Here is an 18,472-nt window from a genome sequence, read left to right on the forward strand (position 1 = left end):
CTTAAGTGAACGGCATTACACCCGAAGGTGGCTTTTAAATTAGATGGGCAGTAAACCCTTAAGCGAAAATTACGCTTGTGGGCGCATTGCCGGGAACAAGATCACGTCACGGATTGTGTGCGTGTTAGTAAATAGCATCGCTAGGCGATCGATACCGATACCTTGACCCGCAGTTGGCGGAAGACCGTGCTCTAGTGCAGTAATGTAGTCAGCATCGTAGTACATAGCTTCATCATCACCCGCGTCTTTTGCGTTAACTTGCGCTTTGAAACGCTCATCTTGGTCTTGTGCATCGTTAAGCTCAGAGAAACCGTTCGCAACTTCACGGCCACCGATGAAGAACTCAAAGCGGTCAGTGAAGAATGGGTTGTCATCGCTACGACGAGCTAGAGGAGAGATGTCCGCTGGGTAGCCAGTGATGAACGTTGGTTGAATTAGCTGAGGCTCAGCCGTTTCACCAAAGATCTCTTCAAGAAGCTGACCACATGTCCAGAAGGTTTCTACTTCTACGTGTACAGATTTAGCGATAGCTACCATCTTCTCACGGTCTTGTAGATCAGCTTCTGTTAGCGCTTGAATCTCAGCGTGCTCAGGGTTGTAGTGTTTGATTGCATCGAACATGCTCATGCGAGCGTAAGTGCCACCGAACTCAACCGTTTCGTCACCGTAAGGCATAGAAGTTGAACCAAGAACGTCCATCGCTGCCGTGCTTAGCATCTCTTCAGTCAGATCCATAAGGTCTTTGTAGTCAGAGTACGCTTGGTAGAATTCCATCATTGTGAATTCTGGGTTGTGACGTGGAGATAGACCTTCGTTACGGAAGTTACGGTTGATCTCGAATACACGATCAAAACCACCAACCACTAGACGCTTAAGGTAAAGCTCAGGTGCAACACGTAGGTACATGTCGATGTCTAGTGCATTGTGGTGAGTGATGAATGGACGAGCAGTCGCACCACCCGGAATCACGTGCATCATTGGCGTTTCAACTTCTAGGTAGCCTTTAGCACTCATGAAGTTACGGATTGAAGATACAAGCTTAGAACGCACGATGAATGCGTTACGAGAGTCTTCGTTCACGATTAGATCAACATAACGTTGACGGTAACGCATCTCTTGGTCAGTTAGACCGTGGAACTTCTCTGGTAGAGGACGAAGTGCTTTAGTCAGCAACTCAAACTCTTCCATGTTCACGTAAAGGTCGCCTTTACCCGATTTGTGAAGCGCACCTTTAACACCGATGATGTCACCGATATCTAGGCCTTGGTACTTCTCTTTTAGTACTTTTTGTACGTCTTTCGCTGCGTATGCTTGGATACGACCAGAAGTTTCTTGAATCGCAAGGAATGGACCACGCTTCGCCATAACACGACCAGCGATCGCAACGATGTGGTTAAGATCTTCTAGCTCTTCCTTAGTCTTCTCACCGAACTCCGCTTGAAGATCGCCAGCTAGGTGCTCACGACGGAAATCATTTGGGTGACCATTTGCTTTGCAGTTTTGGCGGATGTGATCCAGCTTGCTACGGCGCTCAGCGATTAGTTTGTTCTCTTCAGGTGAAGAAGCTTCTTGTGTGTTTTCGTTTTGAACAGCATCAGTCATTTGAGATGTACCCTGCTTTTATAATTTGGACAGCTATATTTTTTAAAATATAGGCATTTTTACCAATATTATTGGTAAAGCTTAATAGTTGGTAAAGCTTACAGACCTGATTTCAGGCTAGCTTCTATAAATTTGTCTAAGTCACCGTCAAGAACCGCTTGAGTATTACGGTTTTCGATGCCGGTGCGTAAATCTTTGATACGAGAATCATCCAGTACGTAAGAGCGGATCTGACTGCCCCAACCGATGTCTGATTTCGTTTCTTCGCTCGCTTGTTTTTCAGCATTTTGTTTTTGAATCTCAAGTTCAAAAAGCTTAGCACGTAGCTGCTTCATCGCTTGATCTTTGTTCTTATGCTGCGAACGGTCATTCTGACATTGAACCACTGTGTTGGTTGGAACGTGAGTAATACGTACCGCCGATTCAGTGGTGTTTACGTGCTGACCACCAGCACCAGAGGCACGGTATACGTCAATACGTAAGTCAGAAGGATTAATGTCGATCGTAATGTTGTCATCAATCTCAGGATAGATAAACGCAGATGCAAATGAAGTATGACGACGACCACTTGAATCAAATGGTGACTTACGAACTAAGCGGTGAACACCTGTCTCTGTGCGTAACCAACCGTAAGCGTACTCACCAGAGATACGTACTGTTGCGCCTTTAAGACCAGCAACATCACCATCCGACACTTCGATAACTTCAGTTTTGAAGCCTTTTGAATCTGCCCAACGTAAGTACATGCGCAACATCATTGAAGTCCAGTCTTGAGCTTCTGTACCGCCCGAGCCTGACTGCAGATCGATGTAGCAATCTGATGCATCGTGATCACCAGAGAACATACGACGGAATTCCAGCTTCTCTAGCTTAGCTTCTAGCTCTGCCAATTCGGGTTCAATTTCGTCAAACGTTTCTTGATCTTCTTCTTCAACCGCAAGCTCTAATAGGCCATCAACATCCTCAACACCTTGGTCAAGTTGATCGATCGTTTCTACTACCGCTTCCAATGCAGAACGTTCTTTACCTAACGCTTGAGCACGTTCAGGTTCGTTCCATACATCCGGCTGTTCTAATTCTGCGTTTACTTCTTCTAGACGCTCTTGCTTAGCGTCATAGTCAAAGATACCCCCTCAGGATATTTGTGCGTTCAGACACATCCTGCAGACGGTTTTTTATAGGATTGATTTCAAACATTTTAGCTCATCATTTATGAGTAGAATTTAACCGAAGAATTGTACTCAAAAGTGTGACGGAGATACAGAATTTTTTAGAGTGGTGAACCAAGATTCAACAACTTAATCGGATATAAAATTGATAGGCAGAAAAAACACGTAATATTTGTAAGGGCAGGAAGGAAAACAAGCCCTGCTTTTGAACAGAGCTTGTTGAATTTTGCGCTATAGGATGAGTGTTAGCGAGCCTAAAAGGAACTATTTTGCTTCAATGTTATCAATCATCAGCTGCAACGATTGGTTGCCGCGAAATTCGTTGATATCGAGCTTAAATGCAAGGTGAACGGTTTTCACCGAGGCATCTGGCCAGCGACGCAGATCGACATTAAAGGCAATACCATCAATCATCACATTGGTTGGGTGACCCTTATAGAGCGGCTCGAGCATCAACTTAAGGTGCTTTTCACCCACCAGCTTTTGGTGCAGCACTTTAAACTCACCATCAAAAATGGGCTCTGGGAAAGCTTGTCCCCATGGGCCACCAGCACGCAGAGTCTCAGCGGTGTGCATCGAGAACTCTTCTGGTAATAATTCACCATCAGACAAGATAATGCCCTTCAGTGCTGTTTCTCCAAGTTCATTCTTCACCGCATCATTGAACAGCTTGCTGAAGCGCTCAAAGTCCTTTTCCATGATCGTTAAGCCAGCAGCCATTGCGTGGCCACCAAACTTCAAGATCAAGCCTGGGTTTTGAGTGTCGATACGGTCTAGCGCATCGCGCATGTGCAAACCCGGAATCGAGCGACAAGAGCCCTTAATGCTCCCTTCGCCACCATCTGCAAACGCAATCACTGGGCGGTGGTATTTATCTTTGATACGTGAAGCCAATATACCAATCACACCTTGGTGCCAATCACGTTGGAACAAAGCTAAACCAGAAGGCAAATCGTCTTTACCAAACTCAAGACGCTCACAAAAAGCCATCGCTTCTTGCTTCATGCCCTCTTCAATCTCTTTACGCGTTTGGTTCAAGCCATCGAGTTCACTCGCCATACGACGCGCCGCGTGGATGTTGTTGCTCATTAGCAGTTCAACACCAAAAGACATGTCGTCCAATCGACCAGCCGCATTAATGCGAGGGCCCAGTGCAAAACCAAAATCAGAAGCGACTAATCGCTTAGCGTCTCGCTTGGCAATTTCGATCAAGGCTTGAATACCCGGGCGCGCTTTGCCTGCACGGATACGCTGTAAACCTTGATGAACCAAAATACGGTTATTTTCATCGAGTGGTACCACATCAGCAACGGTACCTAACGCAACCAAATCGATCAGTTCCATTAACTTAGGTTCTGTCATGCCGTGTTGAGCAAACCAACCCAATTTACGCATATGAACACACAACGCCATCATCAGATAAAACGCAACCCCAACACCGGCTAGCGCTTTTGAAGGAAATGCACAGCTTTCTAGGTTGGGATTGACCATTGCATCTGCAATCGGTAATTCAGAACCAGGCAAGTGATGATCAGTAACCAGTACATCAAGGCCTTTCTCTTTAGCGAAGCGAACACCTTCAATCGAAGAGACACCGTTATCAACCGTCATGATCACTTCGGCGCCCAGCTCAATGGCCTGTTCAACAACCTCAGGACTCAAGCCATAGCCATCTTCAAATCGGTTAGGCACCAGATAATCAACGTTAGAGCTGCCGAGCATGCGTAATGCTAAAACAGACAACGCTGAACTGGTTGCGCCATCGGCATCAAAGTCACCAACAATGATGATGCGTTTTTGCTGTTGAATGGCTTTGAACAGCAGTTCAACCGCAGCGTCTATACCACCCAGCTTTTGATAAGAGTACAAGCCTTTCGCGGCTGTCTCTAGTTGGTCAGCACTGTCGATTCCACGACTCACATAAATACGCTTTAATAAGTCAGGTAAGTGAGCAGGTAAGACTGAAATGTCGACCTCTGGACGGCGTTGGATCTCTATCATATAAAAATGGGCCCGATATCAATCAGGCCACTCCTTAAATCAAAAACATGGAGAATGAATGGGGAATACAGAAATAAAAATTACTGCTCTAAACGCTGAATAAGTTGCGCTGGCGGCAAGTAACCACTCACCAATTCACCACTTGCTAGTACGATAGCCGGTGTACCATTGATGCCAAGCTCACGACCCAATTGGTATTGTTTAGCAATGATCTGCTTCTGCTCTGCTAGGTCTTTACCAGACGCTGGCATTTGACGATTTACTTTAGCGTCATGCATAGCTGTTTTTGGATCATCTGACGCCCAGATTGCCGCCATTTGATCAGCCACTTGTCCTGTCGCGCCTTGACGCGGGTAAGCCATGTAACGAACGGTAATACCCAGATCGTTGTAGCCCTGCATTTGGCTGTGCAGACGAACACAGTAGCCACAGGTAATATCCGTAAATACCGTCACAACGTACTTTTCGTTATCAGCTTTATATTCGATAACCGTATCCGACATTGCTGCTACTTTTTCAGCATTCAACGGAGCTTGACGCTCAGCCAAAACATCACTGAACTTGCCGTTGTCATCCAAAGAGTAAAGTGTACCGGCTAGAAAATGGTCGCCCTTAGGAGAAGAAAAGATAATGCCGCTGTTGGTTTGAACTTCTAAAAGACCATCGATATCCGAAGGAACAATCTTATCGACCTTAATGCCGATCTTTTCAAAACGCTTAGTTAACGCTGCAGTATCAATAGCTTGAGCAGGAGCAGCTTCTACGGCTGTTGACGTTGTTTCTACTTTCGCTTCTGATGCATTACATGCAGTAATCATAAGAGGAAGCGCTAGTAGAGGAAGACGGCGTAATACGCTCATTAAGTTCACCTTAAAAATAAATGGATTTAAGCACGTGGGTGATGCTGCGCGTGAATTTGCTTCAGCCTTTCAGTCGCCACGTGAGTATAAATTTGGGTTGTCGATAAGTCACTATGCCCAAGTAACATCTGTACGACCCTAAGATCAGCACCATAGTTCAGTAAATGAGTTGCAAAAGCGTGTCTTAATACGTGTGGTGACAACAATTCAGTATCAATACCCGCGATAACCGAATAGTGCTTAATACGGTACCAGAACGTCTGACGGGTCATTTGTTTGGCACGCTTACTTGGAAAAACCACATCTGAACTATTTTCACCGAGTAATTGGGGGCGACCTTGCTCAATAAAAGTCTCTATCCAATCGACGGCGTTTTCGCCCATTGGTACCAAGCGCTCTTTACCCCCCTTACCAATAACACGCACCACCCCCTGTCTTAGGCTGATGTTTTCCATCGTCAAACTGACGAGTTCCGTAACACGTAAACCGGTTGCATAGAGCAACTCAAGCATTGCCTTATCACGCAGCTCGATAGGATCGTTCGGATCTGGCGCATCGAGCAAAGCATCAACCTGCTCCTCGCTCAAATCTTTAGGCAAGCGTTGCGGCAGCTTAGGGCTGATCAACAAGGCACTTGGATCATCACATCTGATCTTCTCGCGGTGTAAATATTGGAACAAGCGACGGATCGCCGACAGCATACGAGCACGAGAAGTCTGCTTAAAATCGGCGTCGGCTAACCAACCTTGATAGTCTTGTAACCCTGATAGGCTAATGAAGTCGAGGCGGTAATTGTGCTGTTCCATCCACGCAAGTAGCTTAGACAAATCATTACGATACGAGACAAGCGTGTTCTCAGATAATCCTCGCTCCATCCACATGGCATCTAAAAACTGCTCAACGAGACCGTGGTCTGCGCTTTGCCCTTGAGGCGACTGCATAGTGTTACTCACAATATTGGAAACTGTTTTGAGAGTATGCCAGAGCAAATATGAATACCATAAAAATTACGACTTGAGCGGATAATCGCTGCAATCGAAGTCGATTTATGGTTAGAATTCGCCATCTGAAATTAAAATCGAACGTTTGCTATGAAAATTGGATTATTTTACGGCTCAACTACCTGCTACACAGAAATGGCAGCAGAGAAAATTCGCGGCATTATTGGTGAAGACCTCGTTGATATCCATAACGTGAAAGAAACGCCTCTTTCATTGATGGCGGACTACGACCTTTTATTGCTGGGCATCTCGACTTGGGACTTCGGTGAGATACAAGAAGATTGGAATGAACTGTGGGAAGACATCGCAACCACGCCAATGAAAGGCAAGGTTGTGGCTCTGTTTGGTTTAGGTGACCAAGAAGGCTACGGCGAATGGTTCCTTGATGCGATGGGTCTGTTGCATGATGAACTGAAAACCGCTGGAGCAGAGTTTGTTGGCTTCTGGCCAAACGACGACAGCTACGAGTTCGAAGCGTCTAAAGCGTTAACGGAAGACCAATCTCAATTCGTTGGTTTGGCGCTTGATGAAGATTCACAATACGAACTCAGCGACGAACGTATCGCAACTTGGGTTGAGCAAGTACTGGTTGAGTACAGCGAAAAGCTTTAAGCTCACTTGTTCTTAGAGCTAACAGCTAAGCGTTAAGAACTAAGCTCGAGTTTCTCTCTAACTCCCAAGCCGAAAGAACATTATCGATTAGATACAAAAAGGCCTCATTACTGCAAAGTAATGAGGCCTTTTCTATTTCATATCGAATGACTATTTAATCTCAACGGAAAGATTAAACTGTCTCTTCCGCCATCTCTTGCTCTGTTGATTTACCAACGAAGAACATACAGATGATTGCGGCAGTCGTTGGAAGTAACCAACCCATACCAATTTCGAACAATGGCAGCATGTTCATTGCAGATACATCCATACCCGCAACTTTAGCACCATCAATCAGGGCAAACAGTAGAGACACTAATACCACTACGCGGTAAGCCGCTTTTGGATTAGGGAAACGGCCGCGCAAGAACGTTAGTGCAACCAATGCGATAGCAACTGGGTACAGTGCAAACAGCACAGGAACAGACAGAGAAATCAGCTGAGAAAGGCCAACGTTCGCTACGGTTGCACAAGCTACACCGTTGATGATAACCCAGGTCTTGTAAGACAGAGGTGTTAGCGAGCTGAAGTAGTCAGAACATGCAGAGACAAGGCCAATCGCCGTCGTTAAACAAGCCAATAGTACGATCACAGAAAGCACGAGTTGACCTGAAGGGCCAAACAAAGATTGGACGTATAGGCTTAAGATAGCGCCGCCATTATCTGCACCCGCTGCAACTGTCGCGCTTGTTGCGCCCAGGAAAAACAGAGAGATATAAACAAACGCTAGACCCGCTGCGGCAATACAACCCGCACTGATTAGGTACTTAGTTGTTGCTGCGCGGTCAGTCACGCCTTTACTGCGAATCGCGTCAACAATCAGCATGCCAAACATCAAAGCAGCAAAAGTATCCATGGTGTTGTAGCCTTCAAGGAAACCTTTAGTCAATGGCTGAGTGATGTACTCACCGTGAGCCGCAAGGACATCACCTTGTGGGTTAATGAAAACAGCAACTGCAAGTACAACCAAACCAACGAATAATGCAGGCGTAAGTACCTTACCAATCACGTCAATAAGCTTACCTTGCGACCATGAGAAGAACATCGCTACAACAAAAAATGCAATCGAAAAGAGAGTTAGATGAACTTGAGTCGCATCAATGAAGAACGGCTTCACCGCCATCTCATAAGCAACAAGACCGGTACGCGGTGCAGCAAATGCAGGACCAATGATGATGAAGATCAACACTGCCATGATGGTAGCAGCTTGCTTTGGAAGATCTTTCGTTAGGTGACCCCAAGAGCCACCAGCGACTGCAACCGCTACGATAGTGATTAACGGCAGACCAACGGCAGTCAGCAGAAAACCAGACATCGCTGGAAGAAAGTGATCACCAGCCAATTGGCCAGCAAGAGGTGGGAAGATGATGTTACCCGCACCTAAGAAAAACGCAAAAAGCATAAAGCCCAATGCCATTATATCTGTTAGTTTTAGACTCTGTTTCACAGATAATCCTTAATTATATTTATGAGTTTATGTTGTGTTTACATGAATGTTACAGCTGATAGCTGCCAATCAATCTTTAAAATAGTCGCGCATAATGACGAAACACTCGGCTAGCTGCAAGTCACCGTAAAAAAACACCATATAAATTTGCATATATAAACAAAAAGCAGTGAATTAAACTAAATATACGCAGATGAACATAATTATCAACTAACAATTATTAGCAACAATAGATAAGCAATTAGAATATTAATTTACACAAATAGTTAACATTAGAGCTAATCACTTAAAATATCTCGATAATCAGAATATTCATGAAAGACAAAACGATAAAGACTAAAAGCTTCAATTTTAAGAGGTTCTCTATTTACGGAGGACTGAGCGGAATGCCTGTTAGCACCGATGGCGTGTTACTTGGCGCTTGGGCGAACCTTATTCATAAAGAAGCCATACTCGACATTGGCACTGGCACTGGGCTAATAGCCTTAATGGCTGCACAACGTTTTGAAGACACCTTTATCTCAGCTATCGATATTGATCAGCACGCCATTGATGCAGCAACAGTCAATATTAAACAGTCGCCATGGCAAGATCGCATCTCCCTTTATCATGACTGCGTGTTAACCACAGATTTCTCGCAACGATTTGATGCAATAATTTGTAATCCGCCCTACTTCAACTCTGGAGAGCAGGCGCAGCAAACCCAAAGAGCGACCGCGAGACACACCAACAGCTTGGATCACTTAGCGCTTGCCCAGCGTTGTTTCGAGATCACAACAGAGAGTGCAACCGCAAGCTTCATACTGCCAACGCCTGAAGGGGAAAGCTTTATTAAACTTGCTCAACAATGTGGTTGGTACCTAGCAAAGCGCCTTGATGTGAAAACAACCGACAAAAAACCGCCAAGCAGAATCCTGTTTGAACTATCTAAAGATCCTGCTTGCGAGCAAGATTTGCAGCGTGAATCGCTTACGATCCATCACGATGGCGGTTATAGCGAGGCATTTATTGCCCTTACTAAAGATTTTTATCTCAAGATGTAGCAAATACCATGTGATCCTAATCACTAATGCTTCTATAATGTCCGACTACTCTTTTTTATCGTCTGCTTTTTGAGGCAGAAACATTTATTGCTTGTGGAGAAACAACAGTGATCAGAACCTTTGCAGAACTCGATCTAAACCAAGAGCTGCTTAAAGCAATTGACGAAATGGGCTACGAACGTCCAACACAGATACAAGCTGAAGCTATCCCACAAGCGTTAGATGGAAGAGACGTTTTGGCTTCTGCGCCAACAGGTACTGGTAAAACAGCATCATTTGTATTGCCAGCACTGCAATACCTACTGGATTTCCCACGTAAGAAATCTGGCCCTGCTCGTATGCTTATCCTGACGCCAACGCGTGAGCTAGCAATGCAGATCACCGAACAAGCACGTGAGCTTGCTAAATACACTAGCCTAAATATCTTCACGATCACGGGCGGTGTTATGTACCAAGAGCACGCAGATATCTTAAGCACAACTCAAGATATCGTAGTAGCAACACCTGGTCGTTTGATGGAATACATTGAAGGCGAGCGTTTTGACTGTCGTGCAATTGAATGGCTAGTTCTAGATGAAGCCGACCGTATGCTAGACATGGGCTTTGGTCCTGTTGTTGACCGTCTATCTGCAGAGTGTCGCTGGCGTAAACAAACTTTACTGTTCTCAGCAACGCTAGAAGGTAAAGGCATTGAAGGCTTCACTGAAGATCTACTGAAAAACCCAGCAGAGATCGATGCGAAATCATCACTTCGTGAGCGTAAGAAGATCACTCAGTGGTACCACCGTGCAGATACAGCAGAGCACAAGCTGAACATCCTAAAGCACATCATCACAGAGCAAGCTGAGCGTAGCATCGTATTCTTGAAGACGCGTGATCGCCTAGGTGATCTTCGTGCTCAACTAGAAAGCGCGCAAATCCCATGTGCATGGATCCAAGGTGAAATGCCTCAAGATCGTCGTAACAACGCGATTGCTCGTTTCCGTGACGGCTCTGTAAACGTACTACTAGCGACTGACGTTGCGGCGCGTGGTATCGACCTTCCAGACGTAAGCCACGTAATCAACTACGACATGCCACGTACTGCTGACGTATACCTACACCGTATTGGCCGTACTGCTCGTGCAGGTAAAAAAGGTAACGCGGTTTCTATCATTGAAGCGCACGATCAACTAATGATTGAACGTGTTGCTCGTTACACTGAAGATGCGATCAAAGAACGCTTCATCGAAGGCATGCGCCCAACGCATAAGAAAGCCGCGGTAACGAAGAAGAAGAAACCGAAGAAAGAAGACAAGAAAGCGGTCGCGAAGCAAAAAATTGCTAAGAAAAAGAAAATCGCTAAGAAAAAGAAAGCCGTTAAAAACAAGTAATTTAACCGCCTTTCAATGATTCAACCAAAAAGCCCCATCCAGTTTGAACTGCATGGGGCTTTTCTCTGTCTGGTTTATTATTGTCTGCCTTGTTATCAGGCTAAATAACTAGGCCTCTAATTTCAAACTCAAACTCAAACTCAAACCGAGAGTAACTAATTAACCAAGGGCTGCTAGTTTTGCTCTTCACGCTTGAAGACTAACTCTTTCGCGTTCGACTCTTCTTCAACGAAGTAGTAACCCGCGGTATCAAACTTGGTTAGCGCTTCCACTGAATCGATTTTGTTCTCAATGATGTAGCGAGCCATCATGCCACGCGCTTTCTTGGCGTAAAAGCTGATTACCTTGTACTGGCCATTCTTGCAGTCTTTAAAAACTGGCGTGATGATTTGACCATCAAGGCTCTTCGACTTAACCGCTTTAAAGTATTCGTTAGATGCTAGGTTGATCAGCACATTGTCGCCTTGAGCATTCAACGCTTCATTCAGCTTGTCTGTAATGATGTTGCCCCAGAACTGGTACAAGTTAGTACCACGAGCATTCGCCAAGCGTGTGCCCATCTCTAGACGGTAAGGCTGCATCAAATCTAACGGCTTAAGCAAGCCATATAACCCAGAAAGCATGCGCAGGTGATTTTGTGCGTAGTTAAAATCATCGTCCGACAGTGTTTCAGCATCTAAGCCTGTGTAGACGTCACCTTTGAACGCCAAAATAGCTTGGCGAGCATTATCTTGGGTAAAGGTCTCGCTCCATTGCTCAAAGCGCGCTACGTTCAGCCCAGCAATCTTATCGCTTACTTTCATCAGTGCTGATACATCAGCAGGTGTCAGCTTACGACACACTTCAATAAGCTCTGCAGAGTGTTCAATAAACTCTGGTTGGCTGAAGCGCTCAGTCGCTAATGGTGATTCGTAATCTAATGTCTTGGCTGGAGAAACGACAACTAACATAACTTTACCCTAATCGGTTATCTAACTGGATGCAGCTAGAGTATAGAAAAAACATCAACTTGTCTTTATGACTCTTCCTATTACTTTGATAGACAGATCTTGCTGTAAGTCGCTTACAAAGAAGAGTCGCTTGCAAAGAAAAAGGCTAAGGTCGAAACCTTAGCCTTTCTAATGATTTTAGGATGAGTGATGAATCACTCCAACAAGATTACTTCTTCTTGTTGTTAACCCAAATACCATCTTCCAATTGAGCCTTAAGCTCTGGGAAATCATCCGCATCGAACGTGGGTACTTTACCCGCGTCTAATTGACGGTTGTAGTCTTTCGCTAGCTTAATCACGATGCCCGATAGCAAAATAATCGCTACCAAGTTAACAATCGCCATTAGGCCCATCGATACGTCAGCCAATGCCCATACCGTTGGTAATGTCGCAAGAGAACCGAACATAACCATACCCAGTACAACGATACGGAACAGCACTAGGCCCTTCTTGTTGTTGTGCTCTAGAAAGATAAGGTTCGTCTCAGCGTACGAGTAGTTTGCAATGATTGAAGTGAAAGCGAAGAAGAAAATCGCTACCGCTACAAAGATGCCACCCCATTCGCCAACTTGTGCGGTTAGTGCACGTTGCGTTAGTTCGATACCCGTTACTTCACCGTGTGGTACATACTCACCAGACATCAGGATGATTGCTACTGTTGCAGAACAGATAACAATTGTGTCCATGAATACGCCTAGCATTTGCACGTAACCTTGTGATGCAGGGTGCGGTGGGTAAGGCGTAGCAGAAGCTGCTGCATTTGGCGCAGAACCCATCCCCGCTTCGTTCGAGAACAAACCACGTTTGATGCCGTTAATCATCGCTTGTGCGATTGCGTAACCTAGGCCACCCGCTGCTGCTTCTTGCAAACCGAATGCACTCTTGAAGATAAGAGCCAGAACTTCAGGCACTTTCTCAATGTTCATTAGCATTACGTAGATAGCGATAGCTAAGTAAGCCAGTGCCATGATTGGAACAATGATTTCTGCAGTGCGAGCAATCTTGCGGATACCACCGAAGATAACGAATGCAGAGATAATTACGATACCAACACCAACGTAGCTACGCTCAAAGTCGAATGCCGTGTTCATTGCGCTTGCAATCGCGTTTGCTTGAACCGCGTTGAATACAAGACCGAATGCAATGATTAGGAAGATAGAGAATAGAACCCCCATCCAACGCATACCTAGGCCTTTCTCCATGTAGTATGCAGGGCCGCCGCGGTAGTTACCGTCGTTATCACGCGTTTTGTATAGCTGTGCCAGTGTGCTTTCTGCAAACGATGTTGCCATACCTAGCATGGCAATTAACCACATCCAGAAGATAGCGCCAGGGCCACCAGCGGTTAGTGCCACTGCAACACCTGCCATGTTACCCGTACCGACACGAGCAGCGAGACTAGTACAAAGAGCTTGGAAAGAAGAAATACCAGCACTGTCTGCTTTTCGGCTGTTTCTAAGAACAGAGAACATGTGGCCGAAATGGCGGAATTGAATGAAACCTAGTCGTACAGTGAAGTAGATACCCACACCAACGAGTAAGTAAACTAAGATAGATCCCCAAAGGAGATCGTTCATCAAATTGATTAAGTCTGTCACGTGAACCTCGTAATTGAGTTTAAGCACCGATCATGCTTCCTAGCCTTCCTCTAGATCACCTATGCCAGTGTCAATGTTGTATCGGCATTCGTTTTATATTTATTTGCTGCGATCTAGATTGTAAATGTCGCTTCATGCATCCATTTTACGTATCAGTGTATTTTTTGACGGGCGGATAATGCAGCGAGACGGCCGAAAAATCAATATGTAACCCAATTAATATTAAAATGACATTTCACTAATAAGACACCTTTTATTAACACAACTTTCAACAATAGCGCCCAATAAAAGTCACATTGTCTGGACATAATATCAACAAAAACCAAGGTATCACAAAAACAAAAACGCCATCCCATAAAAATAACATCAGCCTAGGTTTTACAAGGTATAGTGAAGATTTGTGTTTTTTTCTAGGGTAATGAGATCCCTATACTACACGGCACAATGCGCACTTAAATGCACTGTGGTCAAAATGCTATTCCATTTGCACAATGAATTAACATTCAATCCCCCCTAATTTAATCGTTCACTTAAGTTTGTTTGCTTATTTTTTGTACACAAAAATCCGCACGATGTGTGAGCATGCATAATAAAACAGAACAAAACCTTCATACATTTGAAACAAATGAGAAACAAATCAAGATTATTGTGAACCTAAATATGATATTTAATGGTTCGTAATAACGAGTCCCACGGAAGGAGATATGCTTATGGATAGCTTTCAATTCGATGAATTATCAGAACTAGAAATGCCTCGTACCACTCAAAAAACACGCTCTAAACCACTCAAACGTAAATGGCGTGAAATTGAGGCAATCAATGATCGTAGACAGCTAGAGAAAGAGCTAAGAGAGATGAACCTAGGTCTCGATTTTAGCCTTGACGATATAAAGCTTTAATCAGCACGATAAGAAATCAGATAGCCAAAAGCACCTATAACGGTGCTTTTTTATTGTCTAGACTCTAGTATCCGTTCAAAGCGCCGCATTGAGACCGAATCACCTAATATAGAGGGAGACTCAAACTCTCGCCTCTTATATAGAAAACACTTCGAGGTAGGAGTGATTCACTCTTAATATCATCTAAACGCACTCTTGCTCATTTTGTCGAACGCGAGCTGCGAGCTGGCGATATTGGTCAGCAATCGTGTCCCCAAAAACAGGGTCGTCTTCTGGTTGAAGCCACTGTGACTCAACCTCTTGCCAATCCTTAACCGTGAACGCCTCAACAATCATTGGCAACACATGCTTCTCTTCATATTCCATGTGCTTGCGCTGAGCCTTCACAAAGCTTTCAAGCTGGTCAATAAATACTTGTTGAGGAACGACCGCATCTTGAAGAATCATATCGACCACACCTAAAAAGTCCGCCGTTTTCTCAGAAAGCAATTGATGCTCCAGTTCCAAGTCTTCAATCACTAGATCACTGCCATATTGCTTAAGGTAGTGACGATAAATAACATCTTCTTTCGGGTGATGCACCTTGTCTGAATGGTCCATGAGATAATGAACCACCTCTGCGATCAGGCTATAGTTTATTTCTCGCTCTTGCTTTAGAAGCTCTAACTTATTGTTGAGTATCGCGAGCAAACGAGCCATATAGCCATGCTCTCGTCTTATCCTTTCAATCATCATAGTATCGCACTCCATTACACCTACTAACTATAAGTGTATACGAATATGCTGATTTATGACTTGACCCTGCTCAGAAAACAACCAATCTACACTTCTGTTGGTAAACACCAGTCAATAGGTTGTTGATCCATAGAAGAAAGTAACTTGTTGGTTGTTGAGAAATGCTGACAACCGAAGAAGCCACGACGTGCCGATAATGGCGATGGGTGAGGTGCAACCAACACTTGATGTTTGTCTTCATCAATCGCTTGGCCTTTCTTCTGGGCGTGTGCGCCCCATAACAAAAAGATGATCGGTTCAGAACGCTGATTGAGCTCAGCAATCATGGCATCAGTAAAAGTTTCCCAACCACATTTAGCATGTGAGTGTGCTTTTGCCTCTTCTACTGTAAGAACGGTGTTCAACATCAACACCCCTTGCGATGCCCAAGAATCGAGATAACCGTGACTAGGAATCTCAAAGCCCTCTATATCTTGTGCAAGCTCTTTGTACATATTGCGTAGAGAAGGGGGGATTTTCACGCCAGGAAGGACTGAGAATGCTAAGCCATGCGCTTGGTTAGCGCCGTGATAAGGGTCTTGCCCAAGGATAACCACGCGTACAGACTCAAAAGGCGTCATATCGAAGGCACTGAACACCTGATCTTGTGGCGGGTAGACGGTTTTCCCATTATTACGTTGCTGCTCAACAAACGCGAGGACACTCTGAAAGTACTCCTTGTCACGTTCATCATTAATAATGGATTCCCAAGTTTTTGGTGCGCTCATCGTTTTACTTCCCAATCATCAAGGTTTCTAGAGGCTTTCGCCAGACAAAAAAATAGCTGTATCGGCTAACTGTCCTAAATAAGGCGCTAGGGCGTGTTAACCTTTCGTGGTTAAATTTTGTTCGAGATAAAAGCGTTTTAATCGCGGCGAGGGAGAAGTAGCCTAGTCATTCTAAGCAAATCTCCCTCAACAAAGAGTAAAACGCTTTTAGCCGAACCCTCCGGGCAGCGTTTGCTGGTTATTTCTACTGCGTTAGCGGCTTCTCATGTAGGCTAGCTACACGTCAAAGCCTCTTCCTTGTATAAATACCCAGCAACTCGCTGCAAAAATCAGCTCGAAAGATCAACACGCCCTAGTTATACCTCATACAGCTATCAATAAACATGATGTGTAGGGTTCATTTGTTGATGAATCATAATAATCAGTTCAAGTTGTGTTTATCTCGATTAACCACTTTTCTGCTGTGTCCGATGGTGACCGTGGCTATGCACATGACGGTTTGGGGTAGGTAAACGGCGAGCGGCAGAAGTAGTTGAAGTTTGGGCTTTTGAATACATAAAGGCACCTCCTCTAAGACATCGTGAACTACATATTCACTTTAATGTTATGAAAGAAAGGTGCCAATTTTTAGAAATAGACGGAAATAAATTTTCCCTTCTATTATTACGCTTCTTCGCTGACTACCGTTGCTGAGCGATGAAACATTCTAAGTTGTTGAATTTCCTCTTTCCAAATCGTCGAATCAATCGTTTCCAAGATAAGAGGGATACCATTAAAGCGAGAATCAGAAGCAATATACTCAAAACAATCCCAGCCAATTTCACCTTTTCCTAAAGAATGGTGTCGATCAACTCGACTCGCGAACTCAGCTTTTGAATCATTGATGTGCATTGCTCTTAGATAGTGCATACCCACAATGCGGTCGAACTCAGCAAAAGTATGCTCACACGCCTCTTTTGTACGTAAGTCATAGCCAGCAGTAAACGTATGGCAGGTGTCTAAGCACACGCCAACACGTGACTTATCTTCTACCTGCTCGATAATCTCAGCTAGATGTTCAAACTTCCAACCAAGGTTAGTGCCCTGCCCAGAGGTATTCTCGATCACCGCGATTACGTCAGGTACAGCTTGATGAGCTAGGTTGATCGACTCGGCGATCTTAGCCAAACATTCGCTTTCTGAGATTTTCTTCAAATGACTCCCAGGATGAAAATTCAAAAGCGTTAACCCAAGTTGATTACAACGCTCCATCTCATCAATAAAAGCCGCGCGTGATTTCTCTAGCTTCTCTTCCTCTGGTGCTCCTAGGTTAATAAGGTAGGAGTCATGAGGAAGAATGTGCTCAGCACCGAAGCCCAACATTTTGCAATTGGCTTTGAAGGCACTAATGGTTTTCGCTTCTAGCGGTTTTGCCGCCCACTGTCTCTGATTCTTGGTAAACAGTGCAAACGCATTGGCACCTATTTCACGTGCACGCATAGGCGCCTGATCAACACCGCCAGCAGCCGACACATGAGCGCCAATAAACTTCATATTTGTTTCCGGTTTTGAGGATGAATTATTGTTTGTCATTAAATCACTTTACACTTTCATAATGCTTAATAAATAAAGGGTTGTATCGGTTTCTGTTCAATAAAAACACAACAAATGTAGTAAACTTACAACAAATACAACTGTTAAATATTTTTTATACTTTAAAATATTTTGTAATTACTTTGTTTTCAAAGGTTTTATTGATTTACCTCAAGATAATCACCTTTGTAAAAATATGGTTTTTGGTTGTTTTTTGACTTAAATCAATGTTAACCTTACTAATATTAGGTATATATTACTCAGCTCAATAAAAATCGAAAGTTAACACCATAATCAAACCACATTCAGTGGACTAGGAGATAGTTATGATCCAAGGTATTCAAATTACTAAAGCAGCAAACGATGACCTACTAAACTCAATCTGGCTACTAGATAGCGAGAAGAATGAAGCTCGTTGTGTTGTTGCTACTGCAGGTTTCGAAGCTGACCAAGTTATCTCAGCTGCAGACCTAGGCGAGTACGAAAGCCGTGAAGTTGCAATCGAAGCAGCACCACGCATCGAAGGTGGCCAACACCTAAACGTTAACGTTCTTAAGCGTGAAACGCTAGAAGACGCAGTTGCTCACCCAGAGAACTACCCACAGCTAACTATCCGTGTATCGGGTTACGCTGTACGTTTCAACTCTCTAACAACTGAACAGCAACGTGACGTTATCGCACGTACGTTCACTGAGTCTCTATAATTTTTAGAGCTTAAATTAGAATAAAAAAACGGCGCTCATTGAGTAATGCCGTTCACTTA

At 44.3% G+C, this 18,472-nt stretch carries 16 protein-coding genes; 5 read left to right on the forward strand and 11 right to left on the reverse strand.

The window, feature by feature from the left end; translation table 11 throughout:
* Positions 1–69 precede the first annotated feature (69 nt).
* From lysS to xerD, 5 genes are all read right to left on the reverse strand, one after another.
* A complete protein-coding gene (gene lysS, locus AB4407_RS02690) occupies positions 70–1,602 on the reverse strand; it encodes a lysine--tRNA ligase (RefSeq protein ID WP_372118380.1) in 1,533 nt (510 codons plus the stop codon).
* 98 nt (positions 1,603–1,700) lie between these two features.
* Positions 1,701–2,799, reverse strand: a protein-coding gene (gene prfB, locus AB4407_RS02695) for a peptide chain release factor 2 (protein WP_102300662.1) whose coding sequence is annotated in 2 segments (ribosomal slippage) — positions 1,701–2,723 and positions 2,725–2,799 — 1,098 coding nt in all. Because the reading frame shifts where the segments join, the coding sequence is not laid out codon by codon here.
* A gap of 236 nt (positions 2,800–3,035) precedes the next feature.
* Positions 3,036–4,772 (reverse strand): single-stranded-DNA-specific exonuclease RecJ, encoded by a 1,737-nt coding sequence (gene recJ, locus AB4407_RS02700; protein ID WP_372118382.1) that lies wholly within the window; start codon positions 4,770–4,772, stop codon positions 3,036–3,038.
* A gap of 80 nt (positions 4,773–4,852) precedes the next feature.
* Positions 4,853–5,632: a thioredoxin fold domain-containing protein gene (locus tag AB4407_RS02705; RefSeq protein WP_372118385.1), complete on the reverse strand. Its 780-nt coding sequence runs from the start codon at positions 5,630–5,632 to the stop codon at positions 4,853–4,855.
* 26 nt (positions 5,633–5,658) lie between these two features.
* Positions 5,659–6,573 (reverse strand): site-specific tyrosine recombinase XerD, encoded by a 915-nt coding sequence (gene xerD, locus AB4407_RS02710; protein WP_372118387.1) that lies wholly within the window; start codon positions 6,571–6,573, stop codon positions 5,659–5,661.
* Positions 6,574–6,723: 150 nt separating this feature from the next.
* Between xerD and fldB the strand changes: the two genes are divergently transcribed.
* Entirely contained in the window at positions 6,724–7,245 is a 522-nt protein-coding gene (gene fldB / locus AB4407_RS02715) for a flavodoxin FldB (protein WP_372118390.1), read from the forward strand.
* 172 nt (positions 7,246–7,417) lie between these two features.
* On the opposite strand, the gene brnQ is transcribed toward fldB, so the two are convergent.
* Complete coding sequence (brnQ, locus tag AB4407_RS02720) at positions 7,418–8,731, reverse strand: branched-chain amino acid transport system II carrier protein (protein ID WP_372118392.1); 1,314 nt, start codon at positions 8,729–8,731, stop codon at positions 7,418–7,420.
* A gap of 314 nt (positions 8,732–9,045) precedes the next feature.
* Between brnQ and AB4407_RS02725 the strand changes: the two genes are divergently transcribed.
* Complete coding sequence (locus tag AB4407_RS02725) at positions 9,046–9,774, forward strand: tRNA1(Val) (adenine(37)-N6)-methyltransferase (protein WP_372118395.1); 729 nt, start codon at positions 9,046–9,048, stop codon at positions 9,772–9,774.
* Between the two features lie 107 nt (positions 9,775–9,881).
* Positions 9,882–11,147: an ATP-dependent RNA helicase SrmB gene (gene srmB / locus AB4407_RS02730; RefSeq protein WP_372118398.1), complete on the forward strand. Its 1,266-nt coding sequence runs from the start codon at positions 9,882–9,884 to the stop codon at positions 11,145–11,147.
* Positions 11,148–11,320: 173 nt separating this feature from the next.
* Here srmB and yaaA read toward each other — a convergent pair whose 3' ends face one another.
* Positions 11,321–12,097 carry a peroxide stress protein YaaA gene (gene yaaA, locus AB4407_RS02735; protein WP_372118400.1) on the reverse strand — a complete coding sequence of 259 codons (777 nt, stop codon included), beginning with the start codon at positions 12,095–12,097 and terminating at the stop codon, positions 11,321–11,323.
* 208 nt (positions 12,098–12,305) lie between these two features.
* On the reverse strand, positions 12,306–13,736 hold the full coding sequence (locus AB4407_RS02740) for a sodium:alanine symporter family protein (RefSeq protein ID WP_009848420.1): 1,431 nt from the start codon (positions 13,734–13,736) through the stop codon (positions 12,306–12,308).
* Between the two features lie 710 nt (positions 13,737–14,446).
* Here AB4407_RS02740 and AB4407_RS02745 point away from each other — a divergent pair.
* The gene (locus AB4407_RS02745) at positions 14,447–14,635 is read left to right on the forward strand and encodes a DUF3545 family protein (protein WP_009848419.1); all 189 of its coding nucleotides are present in this window, start codon (positions 14,447–14,449) and stop codon (positions 14,633–14,635) included.
* Between the two features lie 183 nt (positions 14,636–14,818).
* Here the strand turns inward: AB4407_RS02745 and AB4407_RS02750 are convergent, their stop codons facing one another.
* The 3 genes from AB4407_RS02750 to nfo all read right to left on the reverse strand — a co-directional run bounded on the left by AB4407_RS02750 (position 14,819) and on the right by nfo (position 17,709).
* Positions 14,819–15,370, reverse strand: coding sequence for a hemerythrin domain-containing protein (locus AB4407_RS02750; RefSeq protein ID WP_372118402.1), 552 nt, complete (start codon positions 15,368–15,370; stop codon positions 14,819–14,821).
* Between the two features lie 86 nt (positions 15,371–15,456).
* A complete protein-coding gene (gene ung, locus AB4407_RS02755) occupies positions 15,457–16,137 on the reverse strand; it encodes a uracil-DNA glycosylase (protein ID WP_057621958.1) in 681 nt (226 codons plus the stop codon).
* Between the two features lie 663 nt (positions 16,138–16,800).
* Positions 16,801–17,709, reverse strand: a complete 909-nt coding sequence (gene nfo, locus AB4407_RS02760) for a deoxyribonuclease IV (protein WP_048658052.1) — start codon at positions 17,707–17,709, stop codon at positions 16,801–16,803.
* A gap of 326 nt (positions 17,710–18,035) precedes the next feature.
* On the opposite strand from nfo, the gene grcA reads away from it, so the two are divergent.
* Entirely contained in the window at positions 18,036–18,413 is a 378-nt protein-coding gene (grcA, locus tag AB4407_RS02765) for an autonomous glycyl radical cofactor GrcA (protein ID WP_017059315.1), read from the forward strand.
* Positions 18,414–18,472: the final 59 nt, after the last annotated feature.

The sequence above is a fragment of the Vibrio sp. 10N.261.46.E11 genome (assembly GCF_041472735.1).
GTDB lineage: Bacteria > Pseudomonadota > Gammaproteobacteria > Enterobacterales > Vibrionaceae > Vibrio.

Bases quoted from the DNA above. Each gene is read 5' to 3' on its own strand.
- xerD (WP_372118387.1), bottom strand. From the start codon at position 6,573: ATGCAGTCGCCTCAAGGGCAAAGCGCAGACCACGGTCTCGTTGAGCAG.
- AB4407_RS02725 (WP_372118395.1), top strand. From the start codon at position 9,046: ATGAAAGACAAAACGATAAAGACTAAAAGCTTCAATTTTAAGAGGTTC.
- nfo (WP_048658052.1), bottom strand. From the start codon at position 17,709: ATGACAAACAATAATTCATCCTCAAAACCGGAAACAAATATGAAGTTT.
- AB4407_RS02705 (WP_372118385.1), bottom strand. From the start codon at position 5,632: ATGAGCGTATTACGCCGTCTTCCTCTACTAGCGCTTCCTCTTATGATT.
- lysS (WP_372118380.1), bottom strand. From the start codon at position 1,602: ATGACTGATGCTGTTCAAAACGAAAACACACAAGAAGCTTCTTCACCT.
- recJ (WP_372118382.1), bottom strand. From the start codon at position 4,772: ATGATAGAGATCCAACGCCGTCCAGAGGTCGACATTTCAGTCTTACCT.
- grcA (WP_017059315.1), top strand. From the start codon at position 18,036: ATGATCCAAGGTATTCAAATTACTAAAGCAGCAAACGATGACCTACTA.
- yaaA (WP_372118400.1), bottom strand. From the start codon at position 12,097: ATGTTAGTTGTCGTTTCTCCAGCCAAGACATTAGATTACGAATCACCA.
- AB4407_RS02750 (WP_372118402.1), bottom strand. From the start codon at position 15,370: ATGATGATTGAAAGGATAAGACGAGAGCATGGCTATATGGCTCGTTTG.
- fldB (WP_372118390.1), top strand. From the start codon at position 6,724: ATGAAAATTGGATTATTTTACGGCTCAACTACCTGCTACACAGAAATG.
- AB4407_RS02745 (WP_009848419.1), top strand. From the start codon at position 14,447: ATGGATAGCTTTCAATTCGATGAATTATCAGAACTAGAAATGCCTCGT.
- ung (WP_057621958.1), bottom strand. From the start codon at position 16,137: ATGAGCGCACCAAAAACTTGGGAATCCATTATTAATGATGAACGTGAC.